13 protein-coding genes are annotated in these 14,719 nt (G+C 70.4%); 7 read left to right on the plus strand and 6 right to left on the minus strand.

What is annotated here, in order from left to right; translation table 11 throughout:
* Positions 1 to 69: 69 nt before the first annotated feature.
* On the minus strand, positions 70 to 1,476 hold the full coding sequence (locus tag ABIE67_RS29040; protein WP_370263738.1) for an FAD-dependent oxidoreductase: 1,407 nt from the start codon (positions 1,474 to 1,476) through the stop codon (positions 70 to 72).
* A 74-nt stretch (positions 1,477 to 1,550) separates the two neighbouring features.
* On the opposite strand from ABIE67_RS29040, the gene ABIE67_RS29045 reads away from it, so the two are divergent.
* Positions 1,551 to 2,201 carry a TetR/AcrR family transcriptional regulator gene (locus ABIE67_RS29045; RefSeq protein ID WP_370263743.1) on the plus strand — a complete coding sequence of 217 codons (651 nt, stop codon included), beginning with the start codon at positions 1,551 to 1,553 and terminating at the stop codon, positions 2,199 to 2,201.
* 9 nt (positions 2,202 to 2,210) lie between these two features.
* Here ABIE67_RS29045 and ABIE67_RS29050 read toward each other — a convergent pair whose 3' ends face one another.
* The gene (locus ABIE67_RS29050; protein ID WP_370263747.1) at positions 2,211 to 2,693 is read right to left on the minus strand and encodes a hypothetical protein; all 483 of its coding nucleotides are present in this window, start codon (positions 2,691 to 2,693) and stop codon (positions 2,211 to 2,213) included.
* Positions 2,694 to 2,799: 106 nt separating this feature from the next.
* The gene (locus ABIE67_RS29055; RefSeq protein WP_370263751.1) at positions 2,800 to 3,399 is read right to left on the minus strand and encodes a hypothetical protein; all 600 of its coding nucleotides are present in this window, start codon (positions 3,397 to 3,399) and stop codon (positions 2,800 to 2,802) included.
* 205 nt (positions 3,400 to 3,604) lie between these two features.
* Here ABIE67_RS29055 and ABIE67_RS29060 point away from each other — a divergent pair, with 205 nt between their 5' ends.
* Together ABIE67_RS29060 and ABIE67_RS29065 are read left to right on the plus strand one after the other, a co-directional pair.
* Positions 3,605 to 4,591: a glycosyltransferase family 2 protein gene (locus ABIE67_RS29060; protein WP_370263756.1), complete on the plus strand. Its 987-nt coding sequence runs from the start codon at positions 3,605 to 3,607 to the stop codon at positions 4,589 to 4,591.
* Positions 4,588 to 5,931 (plus strand): alpha-2,8-polysialyltransferase family protein, encoded by a 1,344-nt coding sequence (locus ABIE67_RS29065; protein ID WP_370263760.1) that lies wholly within the window; start codon positions 4,588 to 4,590, stop codon positions 5,929 to 5,931. Before ABIE67_RS29060 ends, ABIE67_RS29065 begins: the two co-directional genes overlap by 4 nt.
* A gap of 66 nt (positions 5,932 to 5,997) precedes the next feature.
* Here ABIE67_RS29065 and ABIE67_RS29070 read toward each other — a convergent pair whose 3' ends face one another.
* The 3 genes from ABIE67_RS29070 to ABIE67_RS29080 all read right to left on the minus strand — a co-directional run bounded on the left by ABIE67_RS29070 (position 5,998) and on the right by ABIE67_RS29080 (position 9,593).
* The gene (locus ABIE67_RS29070) at positions 5,998 to 7,128 is read right to left on the minus strand and encodes an acyltransferase family protein (RefSeq protein WP_370263764.1); all 1,131 of its coding nucleotides are present in this window, start codon (positions 7,126 to 7,128) and stop codon (positions 5,998 to 6,000) included.
* 120 nt (positions 7,129 to 7,248) lie between these two features.
* The gene (locus tag ABIE67_RS29075) at positions 7,249 to 8,613 is read right to left on the minus strand and encodes a polysialyltransferase family glycosyltransferase (protein ID WP_370263767.1); all 1,365 of its coding nucleotides are present in this window, start codon (positions 8,611 to 8,613) and stop codon (positions 7,249 to 7,251) included.
* On the minus strand, positions 8,613 to 9,593 hold the full coding sequence (locus ABIE67_RS29080) for a glycosyltransferase family 2 protein (RefSeq protein WP_370263772.1): 981 nt from the start codon (positions 9,591 to 9,593) through the stop codon (positions 8,613 to 8,615). The genes ABIE67_RS29075 and ABIE67_RS29080 overlap by 1 nt, the downstream gene beginning before the upstream one ends.
* A 198-nt stretch (positions 9,594 to 9,791) precedes the next feature.
* Between ABIE67_RS29080 and ABIE67_RS29085 the strand changes: the two genes are divergently transcribed.
* The 4 genes from ABIE67_RS29085 (at position 9,792) to ABIE67_RS29100 (ending at position 14,623) form a co-directional block, all read left to right on the plus strand.
* Positions 9,792 to 11,105 (plus strand): DUF6716 putative glycosyltransferase, encoded by a 1,314-nt coding sequence (locus tag ABIE67_RS29085; protein ID WP_370263777.1) that lies wholly within the window; start codon positions 9,792 to 9,794, stop codon positions 11,103 to 11,105.
* A 32-nt stretch (positions 11,106 to 11,137) separates the two neighbouring features.
* The gene (locus tag ABIE67_RS29090; RefSeq protein WP_370263782.1) at positions 11,138 to 12,439 is read left to right on the plus strand and encodes a cytidylyltransferase domain-containing protein; all 1,302 of its coding nucleotides are present in this window, start codon (positions 11,138 to 11,140) and stop codon (positions 12,437 to 12,439) included.
* A 13-nt stretch (positions 12,440 to 12,452) separates the two neighbouring features.
* Positions 12,453 to 13,391, plus strand: coding sequence for an N-acetylneuraminate synthase family protein (locus ABIE67_RS29095; RefSeq protein ID WP_370263786.1), 939 nt, complete (start codon positions 12,453 to 12,455; stop codon positions 13,389 to 13,391).
* Between the two features lie 161 nt (positions 13,392 to 13,552).
* A complete protein-coding gene (locus ABIE67_RS29100; protein ID WP_370269050.1) occupies positions 13,553 to 14,623 on the plus strand; it encodes a hypothetical protein in 1,071 nt (356 codons plus the stop codon).
* Positions 14,624 to 14,719: the final 96 nt, after the last annotated feature.

Below are 14,719 nucleotides of genomic sequence, written 5' to 3' on the forward strand. Positions count from 1 at the left end.
CGAACTCTCCGTCGACGCCCTCCTCGACGGTGAGACGGGCGGCGGCCGTGGTGGCCCTGGCGGCGACGACTAGCGAAGCCCGACCCGGCCCAGGTAGTCCATGAGTCCGGTCACCTGGTCCCCGGCCCAGCCCACATAGCCGTCCGGGCGTACCAGGAACAGGCCCGTTCCGTACGACTCCTGCGCCGCTCCCCGGACCACGCTGACCGACGCCGACAGCTCCGGAGCCTCCACCCCGACCGCCACCAGCGTCCAGTGCGGCCCCCGGAACGCGTCGAAGAGGCGTACGCCTGCCAGGGTCCCGTCGGGGGCGCGGTCGCCCGCTCGCAGAGGGCCCGGGGTCGCCCGTGACTCCCGCGTGAGCGTCGACTCGCGGTAGCCCAGGGCGAGCTGGCGGGTCGCCTCGCCCCGCCGTACCTCCCCGCGATGCACACTGGTCGACAGCCCCAGCATGTCAGCCGCGACGGCCCGCCGCTCCTCCTCGTACGTGTCCAGCAGCGCGGCGTCCGCACCGTCCCGCAGCACCGCCCCCAGCTTCCAGCCCAGGTTGTAGGCGTCCTGCACGCTGGTGTTGAGCCCCTGGCCGCCGGCCGGTGAGTGGATGTGCGCGGCGTCCCCCGCGAGGAACACCCGCCCCTGCCCGAACCGGTCCGCGAGCGCCGCCCGCGCCCGGAAGTCCGATGCCCACCGCACCTCGGTCACGTCCTCCGGCCTGAGATGCGAGCGCGCGGCGACGACCTCGCGTACGCCTGCCGGGGAGACGTCCACCGGGGCCCCCTCCGCGAACTGGGCCACCACCTGGAAGTCCTCCGTCCCCGCGAGCGGGCAGACGGCCAGGAAGCCCTCGCCGTCTCCGCGCGGCGGGAAGATGTGCCAGTTGTCGCGGTCCAGCCCCGTGATCCTGACGTCCGCCACCAGGATCGGGTTCGGATCGACGGTCTCCCCGGTCATGCCGATGCCGAGGGCCCGCCGTACGGCCGAGCGGCCGCCGTCGGCGGCGACGACGTATTGCGCGCGGACGGTCTCACCGGCCGCGAAGGCGACCGTGACGGCGGCCTCGTCCTGGGTGAGGCCGACGACCTCCCGGCCGAAGGCGACCTTCCCGCCGAGCTCCTCCAGCCGTGCGAAGAGGATCTCCTGTGTCCGCCACTGCGGCACCATCCACGGTCCGTTGTACGGGGAGTCCTCCGTCACCTCGGCGGGGTCGAACATCTGGTGTTCGCCCGCCCGCTCGCCGCCCTGCCAGATCATTCCGACCGGATAGCCGCCGCCCGCCGCGCGGATCGCGTCGAGCACGCCCAGGTCGTCGAAGACCTCCATGGTGCGCGGCTGGATTCCCTTGCCGCGTGACCCGGGGAACAGCCCCTCGGCCCGCTCCACGACCAGTGCGTCCACCCCGCGCCGGGCCAGGTCGACAGCGAGGGCGAGGCCCGTCGGCCCCGCACCCACGATCAGGACGTCGGTTCGTTCGCTCATGATCACGCCTCTCCTTAACGGTGTTAAGTTGCCTTGACCGCAAGCGTGGCCTTAACGCCGTTAAGCTGTCAAGCGTGACTACGGAACGCCGAGCGCCCCTCGACCGCACACGCGTCGCGGACACCGCCCTGAAACTCCTGAACGAGGTCGGCCTGGACGGCCTGACCCTGCGCGCCATCGCCAAGGAACTGGACGTCAAGGCGCCCGCCCTCTACTGGCACTTCAAGGACAAACAGGCCCTGCTCGACGAGATGGCGACCGAGATGTACCGCCGGATGGTCGCCGGGACGCCCCTCGACCCCGCGGACACCTGGCAGGAGCGGCTGCTCAAGTCCAACCGGGGCCTGCGCGCGGCCCTTCTCGGCTACCGCGACGGCGCGAAGGTCTTCAGCGGCTCACGCTTCACCGGCATCGAGCACGCCGAGCAGATGGAGGCCGACCTGCGCCTGTTCACGGCCGCCGGCTTCGCCCTCGCCGACGCGGTCCGCGCGACCTCGACGACGTACTTCTACACCCTGGGCTTCGTCACCGAGGAGCAGGGCGTCGAGCCCATGGCCGGGGAACGCCGGGAGGGCTACGACGTGGACGAACGCGCCCGCCTGATGGCCGACTATCCCTTGTCGGCTCAGGCGGGCGCGGAGATCTTCGCTGACTACGACCGGCACTTCGAGGAGGGGCTGGCCCTCGTGATCGCGGGGATCGGGGCGCGGTACGGGGTCAGGTGAGGGCGTGGATCAGGTGTGGGTGCCGGTCCACCGGTAGTAGGAGGCGGCGACCTGGCCCGCGTCCGTGGAGTAGACGGCATCCTTGACGTCACTCGTCCGCAGGATCGACTCGCTCCCGCCGCCCAGCAGGCCCTGGAGCCTCTTGAGGTCGGCCGTGTAGTAGAACAGCTGGCCCTGCGCGTCGCTGTTGCAGCTGCTCGTCCAGGCGGCGTTGACGTCCGTCTTGTTGTCGGTCATCAGGCAGAGCCCGGTCTCCCGGTTCCTGAGCTGCTTCCAGGCGTTGCCGCCGACCCAGTCCCAGTCCTGGCGGTCGCTTCCGTTGCAGATCGTCGCGAACGCGGACCCGGCGCCGCCGGTCAGACAGGTGCCGAACCGCTCGTTCTGGAACTGCCAGTACGTGGGCGCGGCCTGCGCGGACGACGGGAGAATCATGCCGGCGCCCACAGCCAGTGTGCTGAGCGCGGTGACGGTGGCAAGTCGCAGCTTCTTCATCACGAACCTCTCTTCAAGAGCGGGAAGTGAACCGAGCAACAGCATTGCTGGCTGCGCCAGTTGAGACGTTGGCGCACAGAACACACTCATGTGGCAATCCGTCCACTCACGGTCCCGGCCAGGCGTCGGAAGTCCGACGGCGGAATCCCGTACGCCGCCCGGAAGGCTGGCCGGCGGCGAGGTCGCTGAGGAAGCGGGTGAGCAGCGCGCCCACGCCCTCCCGGCCCGGTAACCGGGTCCCGAGCAGCCGGTCGGTGTGGTGGGCGGACAGGGGCAGCAGGGCGCGGGGCATCTGCCCGCGCACCAGCGTGACCGTCCCCCGGCCGGCCGTGCGTACGCCGAACGGCCGCGAGCTGTCGTAGAGCGTGAGGTCCCGCTCGCCCAGCAGGGCCTCGCGCCCGGCCTGGGTCACCACCAGCGCCCCGCGCCGGGGGAAGACGACCGAGCACAGCTCCGGGTCCGCCTGCCGGATCAGCGCCGGGGCGCGCCGGACGAGGGACGGCGAGCAGGTCAGCTCCACGATGTTCACCGGGCCGAGGTCGAGTGCCCGGGCCGTGGGCTGCGAGAGTCCCGCTCTCGCTCCCGCTCCCGATTCCGATCCCGAGCCCGCTCCCGACCCCGACCCCGAGTCTGGGTCCGGTCCGTCGAAGCGGTCCGGTCGCTCGGTCCGTGGCAGGTCAGCGCTGTGGAAAACGGTCGTGTGCACACATTCCCCCCGGGTTCTGTCGAGTCGTGTCGAACACCCGAGCGGGGGTGATAAGCGCTTACTGTGGCGGTCGGATGGACGGGAAAACAGGGGGCGCCGTCCGGTTACCTTTCGTTCACCTGGTAGTTGGCAGGGAGTTGATGTCCGGCGTCGAACATCTCCTACGGTCGCAGGGATCCGCCCCGGAGAGAGCCCAGGTGTACGCGTGACCAACCGCCCCCCGACACTGTCCGTGATCGTCCCGTGCTACAACATCGAGTCGTACGTACCGGAGACGGTGACCAGTCTGGTCAACAACGAACGGGACGACTTCGAGTTCATCTTCGTCGAGGACCGGTCCACCAAGGACAAGACGTACGAAGCGCTGCTGACGCTGACGAAGAGACTCAGGAACAGCCGGGTCATACGGCACGAGCAGAACGGCGGACTGGCCACCGCGCGCAACACCGGGATCGACGCCTCGGAAGGCCGCTACCTCACCTTCCTCGACGGCGACGACTGGCTGGCGCCGGGCTATCTCACGGATCTCGTCGACGCCATCGAGCGGTTCGACGTCGACTTCGTACGGACCGACCATGTGCAGGTCACCGGCATCGAGCGGACCGTCCACCGGGCACCCGAGGGCCGCCGCCACACCCCGCTGGACCCGCGCACCTCGATCCTCCCGGTCGACGACACCACCATGGTCGACTACCCGTACGCGTGGGCCGGCGTCTACCACCGCCGCCTCCTCGACCGCGGCATGCTCCGCTTCCACGACGGCCTCAAGACCGCCGAGGACCGCCCCTGGATCTGGGACCTGCACCGCAGGGCCGAGTCCTACGCCGTCGCCAGCCTGCGCGGGGTCTTCTACCGCCGGGGCGTGGCCAGCTCGCTCACCCAGATCGGTGACGTCCGCCAGCTGGACTTCTTCCGCTCCTTCGACCTCGTCCTCGCCGAACTCGCCGACGACCCCGAGGTGGGCAGGCTGCGCAAGAAGGCGTTGCGCAACTACTGCGTCGTCATCGCCCACCAGCTGCTCAGCCGGGGCCGGTTCGAACGCAGCATCGCCGCCAGGCTGAAGCAGATGGCGGCCGAGGCGCTGGGCAGGATGTCGGAGGACGAGCTGGAAGAGGCTCTCGTCGGGATGGGCGAGGAGCGCGTGTACATGCTGCGCCGCATACGGGGTGGCATGAAGGGAGTGGCGGCATGATCCAGATCTTCTTCTCGGCCACGCAGTACGCGGCCGCGACCGTCACCGCCGCCCTACGGGCTGGCCGGTTCGGCCCGCGCGAGGGCGTCCGCCGCATCCTCGTCGTCAGCAACACGGCCGCGATCCCCGAGATCGGCACCCCGCTGGACCGGATGGCCGGCTTCGAGAAGCTGCGCCCCGAGTTCGACGAGGTGCGCTCCTGGAACGACTTCATCTCCCCGCACCACCCGGCCGGCTGGTCGCCGCGCGGGCAGGACACCCTGCTGTGGGAGAAGGCCGTACGCCTCGCCTGGAACCTGGGCGACGAACCCGTCGAGATCGCCTGCGAGTCCATCCAGGCCAACCCCTCCCGCGCGGTCGCGGACATCTTCGCGGACAGCCCGATCCATGTGTACGCGGACGGCCTGATGAGCTACGGCCCCACCCGCAACCGCATCCCGCACGGCATGAGCAGCCGCATCAAGCGCGTCCTCCACCTCGACCTGGTGCCGGGCCTCGAGCCCATGCTCCTGGCCGAGTACGGCGTGCCGCCCGAGGCCGTCCCGAACGACGCGATCGTCGACGTCCTCGCCCAGATCGGCGAGTCCGGCGCCGGCATCCTCGCCGAGCGCCTCCCGTCCGACAACCCGCCCACCGCCGTCCTCCTCGGCCAGTACCTCTCGGCGATCGACCTGATCACCCAGGACGAGGAGGAGCAGCTCCACATCCGCTTCCTGCGCGCCGCCGCGCGCGCCGGACACCAGGACATCCTGTTCAAGCCGCACCCGAGCGCACCGGCCGTCTTCAACGAGTCCCTGGAAGCGGTCGCCGACGAACTCGGCGTCAGGCTCACGGTCCTGAACGAGCCCGTCCTCGCCGAGACCGTCTTCGCCTTCCTGAAGCCGAAGCTGGTCATCGGCTGCTTCTCCACGGCTCTGATGACCGCCGCGGCCTTCTACGGCATCCCCGTCGCCCGCGTCGGCACGGACCTGCTCCTCGAGCGCATCACCCCGTACGAGAACAGCAACCGCATCCCGCTGACCATCATCGACGCGGCCCTGCCCGACGCCGAACACGCCGAACTGGGCTCGCAGCTCGAACTCACCGGGATGGCCGAGGGGTTGGCCCCGCTGGTCCGCAGCGTCGGCTACTGCATGCAGTCCCGCAAGCACCACGCCCTGCGCGACGAGGTGACCGCCTGGCTCAGCGGCAACCTGGACCGGTACCAGCACTACTTCAAGCGCCGCCGCCTCACCAGCCTGCGGCTGCCGGGCGGCAGCCCGGTCCGCGCCGAGGCGCTGCGCCGGCATCCGGCGGTCCGCAAGGCGGTGCGGCAGCTGCGGTCGACGGCCCGCAAGTAACACGAGGTCGGTAAAAGGCAGTTGGGGCGCCCCGAGTCACGGGGCGCCCCAACTGCCTTTCGGTCATCAGAAGCGAACGGCCGGCAGCCCGCGCTTCAACTTCGGCCCGAACGGCTTCTCCACGAACCGGTGCATCAGCCAGGCCAGCCCCAGCAGGCTCAGCACGGACAGGGCCAGCGTCGGATAGGAGCCGAGGCCCAGGCCCCGGTGCAGGACCCGGATGAAGAACCAGCCCAGGTGCTCGTGGATCAGATAGAAGGGGTACGTCAGCGCCCCCGCCACCGTCAGCCAGCGCCAGTTGGCCCAGCGCGTCCAGCCCAGCGCCACCACCGCCACGGAGGCGAAGGAGAGGAAGACGATGGCCTGGATGACGTACGGACTGCGGTGGAACTCGCCCTGCGCCCCGGGGTGCCACAGCGCCATGACCGAGTAGCGCTGGCCCAGCAGGAAGGACATGCCGACGATCCCCCACAGCAGCAGGTCGCTGCCGAAGCGGTGGATCAGGTACAGCGCGAGGCCTCCGATGAAGAACGGGGCGTGGTCGCGCATCACCAGCTCGTCGGTCAGCGGGTTGTCGGCGACCCGGGCGAAGGCACTGGCCAGCGTCCACAGGATGCAGAAGGTGACCACGCGCTTGTAGGTCACGCCCTTCCAGATCACGAACAGCGCGAAGAGGACATAGAACTTCAGCTCCACCCAGAGCGTCCAGCACACGCCCAGGACCCGCGGCACGCCCAGCGGCTGCTGCATCATCGTGAGGTTGACCAGGAACTCGTCCGGCCGCACCGGGTGGACGACGACCGGCAGGAGGACGGCCGCGGCGGTGACCATGACGATGGCCGCCCAGTACGCCGGGTAGAGGCGCGAGATCCGGGAGCGGAAGAAGTCCCCGAGGCTGCGGCCCCAGCTGCTCATGCAGATCACGAAGCCGCTGATGACGAAGAAGAACTGCACGCCCAGGCTGCCGTAGGTGGACAGCTGCGACAGCGTCGGGAACATCGCCCCGGGGGACTGGTGCCAGGAGGCGGCGACCTCGCCGTTCTTGCCGGTGAAGTGGTACATGCACACCATCAGCGCGGCCAGCAGCCGCAGCCCGTCCAGGGCGCGCAGCCGACTCGCCGCCCGCGGCCGAACGGGAGGCCGGTCGGACAGGGGCAGCCGTATGTGCGGTGCCGTGGCCTGGTCAGCCGCGCTCATCCTGGGGCCCTTCTCGTGGAGTCGTAGGACAACCGAACCTACGTACCTCCGACGGGTGAAAGGTGAGTGACGGTTGACGCATGGGGAGCTCACAGATGTCACTCGGATGAACAGCCACCGCTACCTCTTCACCGCCGCGTGTTTCAGTGCCCGCGCCCGGCGTGCCAGCCGGCGCACGGTCGCGTTGCGCGGGATGAAGGAGAGCTGGGCCGGCACGGCGCCGGGCAGGGCCAGCGCGGTCAGGCGCTTGCGCTTGAAGTAGCGCCAGGTGTGCGGGTTCAGCTGCTTGGAGAGGTAGGCCTCGGCCGCGCCGCGCAGCCCCGGGTAGATCTTCGGCTGCATCGCGAAGCCGACCGCCTTGAGCAGCGCGGACAGTTCGTCCACCCGCTCTCTCGGTGGCATCGTCCACTCGTGCACCGTCGCGGCGTCCGTGATGTCCGGCAGCAGTGCGTCGACGAGGGTCAGGGGCACGCGGTTGCTGTTCTGGTAGGGCGCGAGCCGGGCCAGCACGGTGTCGGTGCCGACCCGCGCGACCGGGACGCCGTACAGATGGGCGGCGGTGAGCAGCGCGGTGGAGAAGCAGCCGACGACCAGGGCGGGCTTCAGCCGCTGGAAGGCCACCTCGGCGAGGACGGGCCGGTCGAGGAGGGTGAGTTCGGCGCCCAGCTTCGTCGCCTCGTCCTCCAGCAGCCTCGACCAGCGGGCCGGTGCGACGGGGTGCGGCTTGAACACGAGTTCGCGGTGGCCGAGTGCGACGGCGCCGCGCACCATCTGCCGGTGCAGGTCCTCCTCCTCGGCGTCGGTGAGGATGCCGAGCGCGGAGAGGTACTGGCCGAGCAGCAGGGCGGGTTTGCGGTCCGCGGCGGAAAAGGCGTCAGCCAGGTCGCCCTGGTCCTCGGCGAGTTCGCCGAGCACCTTCAGGAACGCCTCGGACGGCACCAGTTCGGCCGGCACGCCGAACTCGGTGAGCAGCAGCGGGGTGAGGCCCGGGACGAGATCGAGGTGCAGCAGCCGGCCGATGCGGGTGCCGACCAGCGGGTCGATCTTGTCGCGCGTGGGGCCGTAGCTTGTGAGGCCGTCGGCGTAGACGTCGACGGGAGCGCCGGTGAACAGCTGGCACAGCGCGAGGGCCGGATTGACCTGGACCGACTCGACGGCCAGCCGCACCTCGTCGTCGCCGAGGTTCCACAGCAGCCGTACGTACCGCTCCCACATGGGGATGTCGTCGGCGCGCGGTGACCAACCGCTCGGATGGAACGGGGAGATGGTCGCGTTCCAGGACCGGACCTCGTCGAAGCGCCCGCTGATCGGGGTGAAGCCCGGCATCGCGTCGACGGACGGGGTGATCTCGGGGTTGGTCGCGTTGTTGGTGACCAGCAGCAGTCGCCGGTCGGCCGGTTCGAAGAGCCCGGCGTCCAGGGCGGCCGCCAGGGTCGCGGCGCCGTACAGCGTCGAGGCGCAGAAGATCTGGGTGGTGCGCGGCATCAGGCGGCCACCGTCCGGGCCCCGAGCGACCGGCGGCGCACCCGCCGCAACCGGGCGGCGCGCTGCGCGTCCATCGAGTCCACGACCTCCGCGAGCACGTCCTGCGGCATTCTTTTCAGGGCGGCGGCGCTCATCGAACGCAGTTTTCGAGCCACGGCGGGTTCGAACCTCTCGATTTGTCCGAGATGATGAGCCATGATCGCGCAGTAAGTGCGCACGGCTTTCGGAAGCAGTTTATCGGCGTCGGGGTCGGCCGCGGTTTCGTCGATCACCTGGTCGAACGCACGAATGAAATCCAGTTGCCGGACATCACCGATCTGGGTGAGCGAGGACGCCACTCCGCGCCGGTAGTAGACGCCGAGCAGCCCCACCGCGGCGAAGGACTCTGCCTCCCGGTGCAGCTTCCAGATCCACGGCCGGTCCTCGGCGGTGCGCAGTCCGTGGGTGAAGTGCAGCGCCCCGCGGTCGACCAGCCGGCGGTGGTAGATGCCCGCCCACGCGTAGGCGTAGTCCACGGACGTCGACCGGTCGGCGGGCAGGATCGCCTCGCGCGGGTTCATCACCGTCCAGCGCCGGCCGTGCGGCACCCGGTGGACGCTGCGCGCCCGCCCGGTGCACTGCACATGGTCGGTGCGTACGAAGTCGCAGCCCAACTTCTCGATGGCCGCGAGCAGTTGCGGGAAGTAGCCGGGGGCGAGCCAGTCGTCGCCGTCGAGGAACGTCAGATACTCGCCGCGCGCCTTGTCGATGCCCGTGTTCCGCGCGGTGGCCAGTCCTCCGTTCTGCTCGTGTCGGACGACCACCGCGCCCGGCAGCTCACGCTCGGCGCGCGCGAGAAGGTCCGGTGTCCCGTCGGTCGAGCAGTCGTCGACGAGGATGAACTCGAAGTCCTCGCGTGTGTTCGCACGCAGGCTCTTCAGGGTGTCTGGCGCGTATTGCTGCACGTTGTAGAACGGCACGATGACGGAGAGCTTGACCACGCGAAGGACGTTAGGGGGCGGTCCGTCACCCGTCTTTACCCGGAGCTTGATGCAAGGTGAACGACGCGTGGCGATGCCATGAACCAGGATTTTTTTGCACCGCTCCGGAGGCCGATTCGCCGTTCGTCGATGTGCTGTTAACCGTTTGTTGCATTCGGGTTGGGCGGAACCTCGGAATCTCTTCCTAGCGTCTTCGACGTGCCAGTAAGTGCGACGAAGACCAGGCGAGTGGCCGTACTCGCGGATTCCGATACCCGGTGGAAATGGGGCGCGCTCACCGCGAACCGTATCGCGCCGGAGAATTCGGACATCCGTCTGGACGGATATCTCCTGCGCGGCCGGGCCACGCCCACGCCCCGCCAGCTCCAGGAAGTCGGCGTTCACGCCGACTCCCTGCGTGAGGTGACCGCGGTCGAGTTCCTGCGCGCCATGGCGCAGGAGTCGTACGACGTCCTGGTCCTCGCCCTCGTGGGCGGCGGTGTGCAGGCCGTGCTGCACGGCCTCAAGCGGGTCTGGGAGGGGCAGGCGCAGCGCCCCGTGGTCGTCACCGGCTATGTCGGCGTCGTCTACGAGAAGCTCGCCGACGGCCTGCTGCTGCGGCACGGCGCGGACCTCGTCCTCGCCAACTCCCGCCAGGACGCCGAGCGGTTCCGCGCGGTGTACGAGGGGGTCGGCGCCGACGCCTCGGCGGTGACCGAGGTGGCGCTGCCGTTCCTCGGCGGAGAGCCCTACGCCGGCGAACACGACCCGTACACGGTCGTCTTCGCGGCGCAGCCCTCCGTGCCGGACAGCCGCAACGACCGTACGTACCTGCTGAACCGCCTGATCCAGCACGCCCGCAAGCACCCCGAGCGCGAGGTACTGCTCAAGCTGCGCTCCAAGCCGGGCGAACACACTACTCACATCGAGGAGTTGCCGTACCAGAAGCTGGTGCAGGGGCTCGAACCGCCGGCCAACTTCCGTCTCGTGTACGGGAACATGGGCGAGGTCCTCGACCGCACCGACCTGCTGGTCACGATCAGCTCCACGGCGGCGCTGGAGTCGCTGCACCGCCGTATCCCCACCGTCGTCCTCACCGACCTCGGTGTGCGCGAGGCGCTCGGCAACCACCACTTCATCGGCTCGGGCTGCCTGGCCTCCTGGGACCAGCTGGACGACGGACACCGGCCGGCGCCCGACGAGGAGTGGGTGTCCCGGCAGGGCGTCTGCGCCGACGGCTCGTACGCCACCGCCTTCGACGCGGCCCGCGAGCGCATCGCCAAGCTGCTCGACCGGCCGGGCGGACTGCCCGCCCTCACCCCGTACTACACGCCGGCCACCGCGCCCGGCTATCTGCCCGGCATCCTCGCCCGCCACCACCTCGGCCCCGACGGCAGCCCGCTGCCCGGCGCCCCCGCCCACGACAAGGAGCCCGGCCCGGTCCGCCAGATAGTGCGCCGGGCGGCGCGCGGTGCCTACCGGCACGGCGTGCAGCGAGTGGCGCCGGTCATCCGGCGGATGGGCGAGCTGTGAGCCGCCAGACCTCACGTCAAGGAGCAGAACCCATGTCCCACCCGGAAGCAGGTCAAGGCACTTCGGTGCCGCGCGTGCTCGCCGTGATCCCCGCGCGCGGCGGCTCCAAGGGCGTGCCCGCCAAGAACCTCATGCCCGTCGGCGGCGTGCCGCTGGTGGCGCGCGCCGTGCGTGAGTGCCGGGCTTCGAGACTCGTCACGGACGTCGTCGTCTCCACCGACGACCAGGGCATCGCGGCCGCCGCCCGCCAGGCCGGCGCCGAGGTCGTGCTGCGCCCCGCCGCCATCGCCGGTGACACCGCGACCTCCGAGGCGGCCGTGCTGCACGCCATGGACGCGCACGAGGCGCTGCACGGCTCCCCGGTGGACGTGGTCCTGCTCGTGCAGTGCACCAGCCCCTTCATCGTCCGCGAGGACATCGACGGCGTGGTCAAGGCGATCCTCGCCAACGGCGCCGACACCTCCCTGACCGTCGCGCCCTTCCACGGCTTCGTGTGGCGCCACGGCGACGACGAGCCGGCCGCCCTGCGCGCCGAACGCGAGGCCGTCGAGGGCGGCACCGACACCGTCGCCACCCGCACCACCACCTCCGGCGGCGGCTACGGCGTCAACCACGACAAGTCCTTCCGCCCGCGCCGCCAGGACCGCCCCCAGGACTTCCTGGAGACCGGCGCCGCCTACGCGATGGACGCGCGCGGCTTCCGCGAGCACAAGCACCGCTTCTTCGGCCGCACCGAGCTCGTGCGCACCGACCCCGCCCGGGTCCTGGAGATCGACGATCCCCACGACCTGTCCCGCGCCCGCGCGCTGGCTCCGCTGTTCGACGCGGACCGGCCCGGCGCCCTCCCGACCGCCGACGAGATCGACGCGGTCGTACTGGACTTCGACGGCACCCAGACCGACGACCGGGTGCTGATCGATGCCGATGGAAAGGAGTTCGTCTCCGTGCACCGCGGAGACGGCCTCGGCATCGCCGCCCTGCGCAACAGCGGGCTGAAGATGCTGATCCTGTCCACGGAGCAGAACCCGGTCGTCGCCGCCCGCGCACGGAAGCTGCAGATTCCCGTGCTGCACGGCATCGACCGGAAGGACCTCGCGCTGAAGCAGTGGTGCGAGGAGCAGGGCATCGCGCCTGAGCGCGTGCTCTACGTCGGCAACGACGTCAACGACCTCCCGTGCTTCGCCCTCGTGGGCTGGCCCGTGGCGGTCGGCAGCGCCCACGACGTCGTGCGCGGCGCCGCACGCGCGGTCACCGCCCTCCCCGGTGGCGACGGCGCAATCCGAGAGATCGCCAGCTGGATCCTCGGCCCCTCTCTCGACTCCCTCACCAAGTAAGGACATCTCTGCCATGAGCACCAACTCCCGCCTCCGCTCCTTCGGTTCGCGCGAAGTCGGCCCGGGCAAGCCCGTCTACATCTGCGGCGAGATCGGCATCAACCACAACGGTGAGCTGGAGAACGCCTTCAAGCTCATCGATGTGGCCGCCGAGGCCGGCTGTGACGCCGTGAAGTTCCAGAAGCGCACCCCGGAGATCTGCACCCCGCGCGACCAGTGGGACATCGAGCGCGACACCCCCTGGGGCCGGATGACCTACATCGACTACCGCCACCGCGTGGAGTTCGGTGAGGACGAGTACGGCCAGATCGACGAGTACTGCAAGAGCAAGAACATCGACTGGTTCGCCTCCCCGTGGGACACCGAGGCCGTCGCCTTCCTGGAGAAGTTCGACGTCCCGGCCCACAAGGTCGCCTCTGCCTCCCTGACCGACGACGAGCTGCTGCAGGCCCTGCGCGGCACCGGCCGCGCGGTCATCCTCTCCACCGGCATGTCGACGCCGAAGCAGATCCGCCACGCCGTCGAGGTCCTCGGCTCCGACAACATCGTCATGTGCCACGCCACCTCCACCTACCCGGCCAAGGCCGAGGAGCTCAACCTCCGCGCGATCAACACCCTGGAGAAGGAGTTCCCGAACGTCCCGATCGGATACTCCGGCCACGAGACGGGCCTGCAGACCACGCTGGCCGCGGTCGCCCTCGGCGCCGTCTTCGTCGAGCGTCACATCACCCTGGACCGCGCGATGTGGGGCTCCGACCAGGCCGCCTCGGTCGAGCCGCAGGGCCTCACCCGCCTGGTCCGCGACATCCGCACCATCGAGGCCTCCCTCGGTGACGGCGTCAAGAAGGTCTACGACTCCGAGCTCGGCCCGATGAAGAAGCTGCGCCGCGTCGCCGGTGTGGTCGCCGAGGCGGAGATCGCCGCCGCGGCGGGCGAGCCGGTCCAGGTCTGAGCCTGAAGACACCGAGTCCGAGTGCGCCGATCCCGAGTGCCCCGAGCAGGAGCGCTCGGGCTCGGCGCCCTTCGGGCTCGTGGCAGCACCAGGGCCTGTCCGGAACACGAGCTGAATACGAGCGCCGCATGAGCGCCTTACGACGGGACGGTCGTACGCCGATGAGCCACCGCGCCGGGAACACCGGCCCTCACACTCTCGCCTTCGTCGAGAGCCCGGTACAGCTCCTGAACGTGCTGGAGTGGGCGCACGCCCGCGAGGATGCCCTCGGCGCGGGGCTCACCCTCGTCGTCCTGTCCCCGATCGACCCCATGACCCGCGGCCAGCTGCGGCGGATGGCCGAGCTTGCGCGGGACGACGGCCACGAGGTCCGCTGGGAGGAGGCGCGGGGCGGCGCGGCCGCTCCCTTCCAGACGATCGGCGGCCTCGCGGGCCGGCTCCGCCGCGCCGACCGCATAGTCCTGGGCGACCCGTTCTCCCGTTACGTCCAACTCCTGCTGACGATCACCAAGGCCCGCGACATCGTCGTCGTCGACGACGGCACGGCGACCATGGAGTTCGTCGCCCAACTCGCCCGTGGCGAGCGCCTGGTCCGCTGGCACCGCAAGGGCGGCCGCCCCGGCCCCCGTGACCTGGTCTTCGCCCCGGTGTCCTCCGCCGCGCGCAGGCGCCTCACGCCGAGCGAGCACCGCAGGGTCGAGATCTTCTCCTCCATGCCGATGGAGGAGACCCCGGACGGCGTGACGGTCACCGCCAACACCTTCGCCTGGACCCGTGACCGCTTCGGCCCGCCCCGCATCACCAAGGGCGCGGACATGGTCGGTACGTCCCTCGTCGAGACCGGCGTCGTGGACAACGACCGCTACCTGGAGGCCGTCCTCTCCCTGGCCAGGGCGCACGGCGCCACCCGCTACTTCGCCCACCGCCGCGAGAGCGCGGAGAAGCTGCACCGGCTGGCGGTGGAGACCGGTCTGGAGATCGTCCGCCCGGACCTCCCCCTGGAGCTGATCGCCCGCCGCGGCCCCATCGGCCGCACGATCCTGAGCTTCCCCTCGACCGTCGTCCACACCCTGCCGCTGGCCCTCTCCGGCACGGAGGTCCGCGTCGCGGTCTGCGACATCGACCCGGCATGGCTGACGGAGAACGCCTCGCCACGGGCGCAGGGGTTCCTGTCGGGGGTCACCGGGACCGCCCGGGACGTGCACCGGCTGTCGGCCGTGAGCGCTGTCTGAGCAGGTCGAGTCAAGTCCACCGCGGTTCGGCAGCCTCCCTGGGCACCGCGGCGCTGTAGCGATGTGCGGCTCCGCCGCGGGGCGCGACCAGCCACG

This window comes from Streptomyces sp. V4I8 (assembly GCF_041261225.1).
GTDB lineage: Bacteria > Actinomycetota > Actinomycetes > Streptomycetales > Streptomycetaceae > Streptomyces.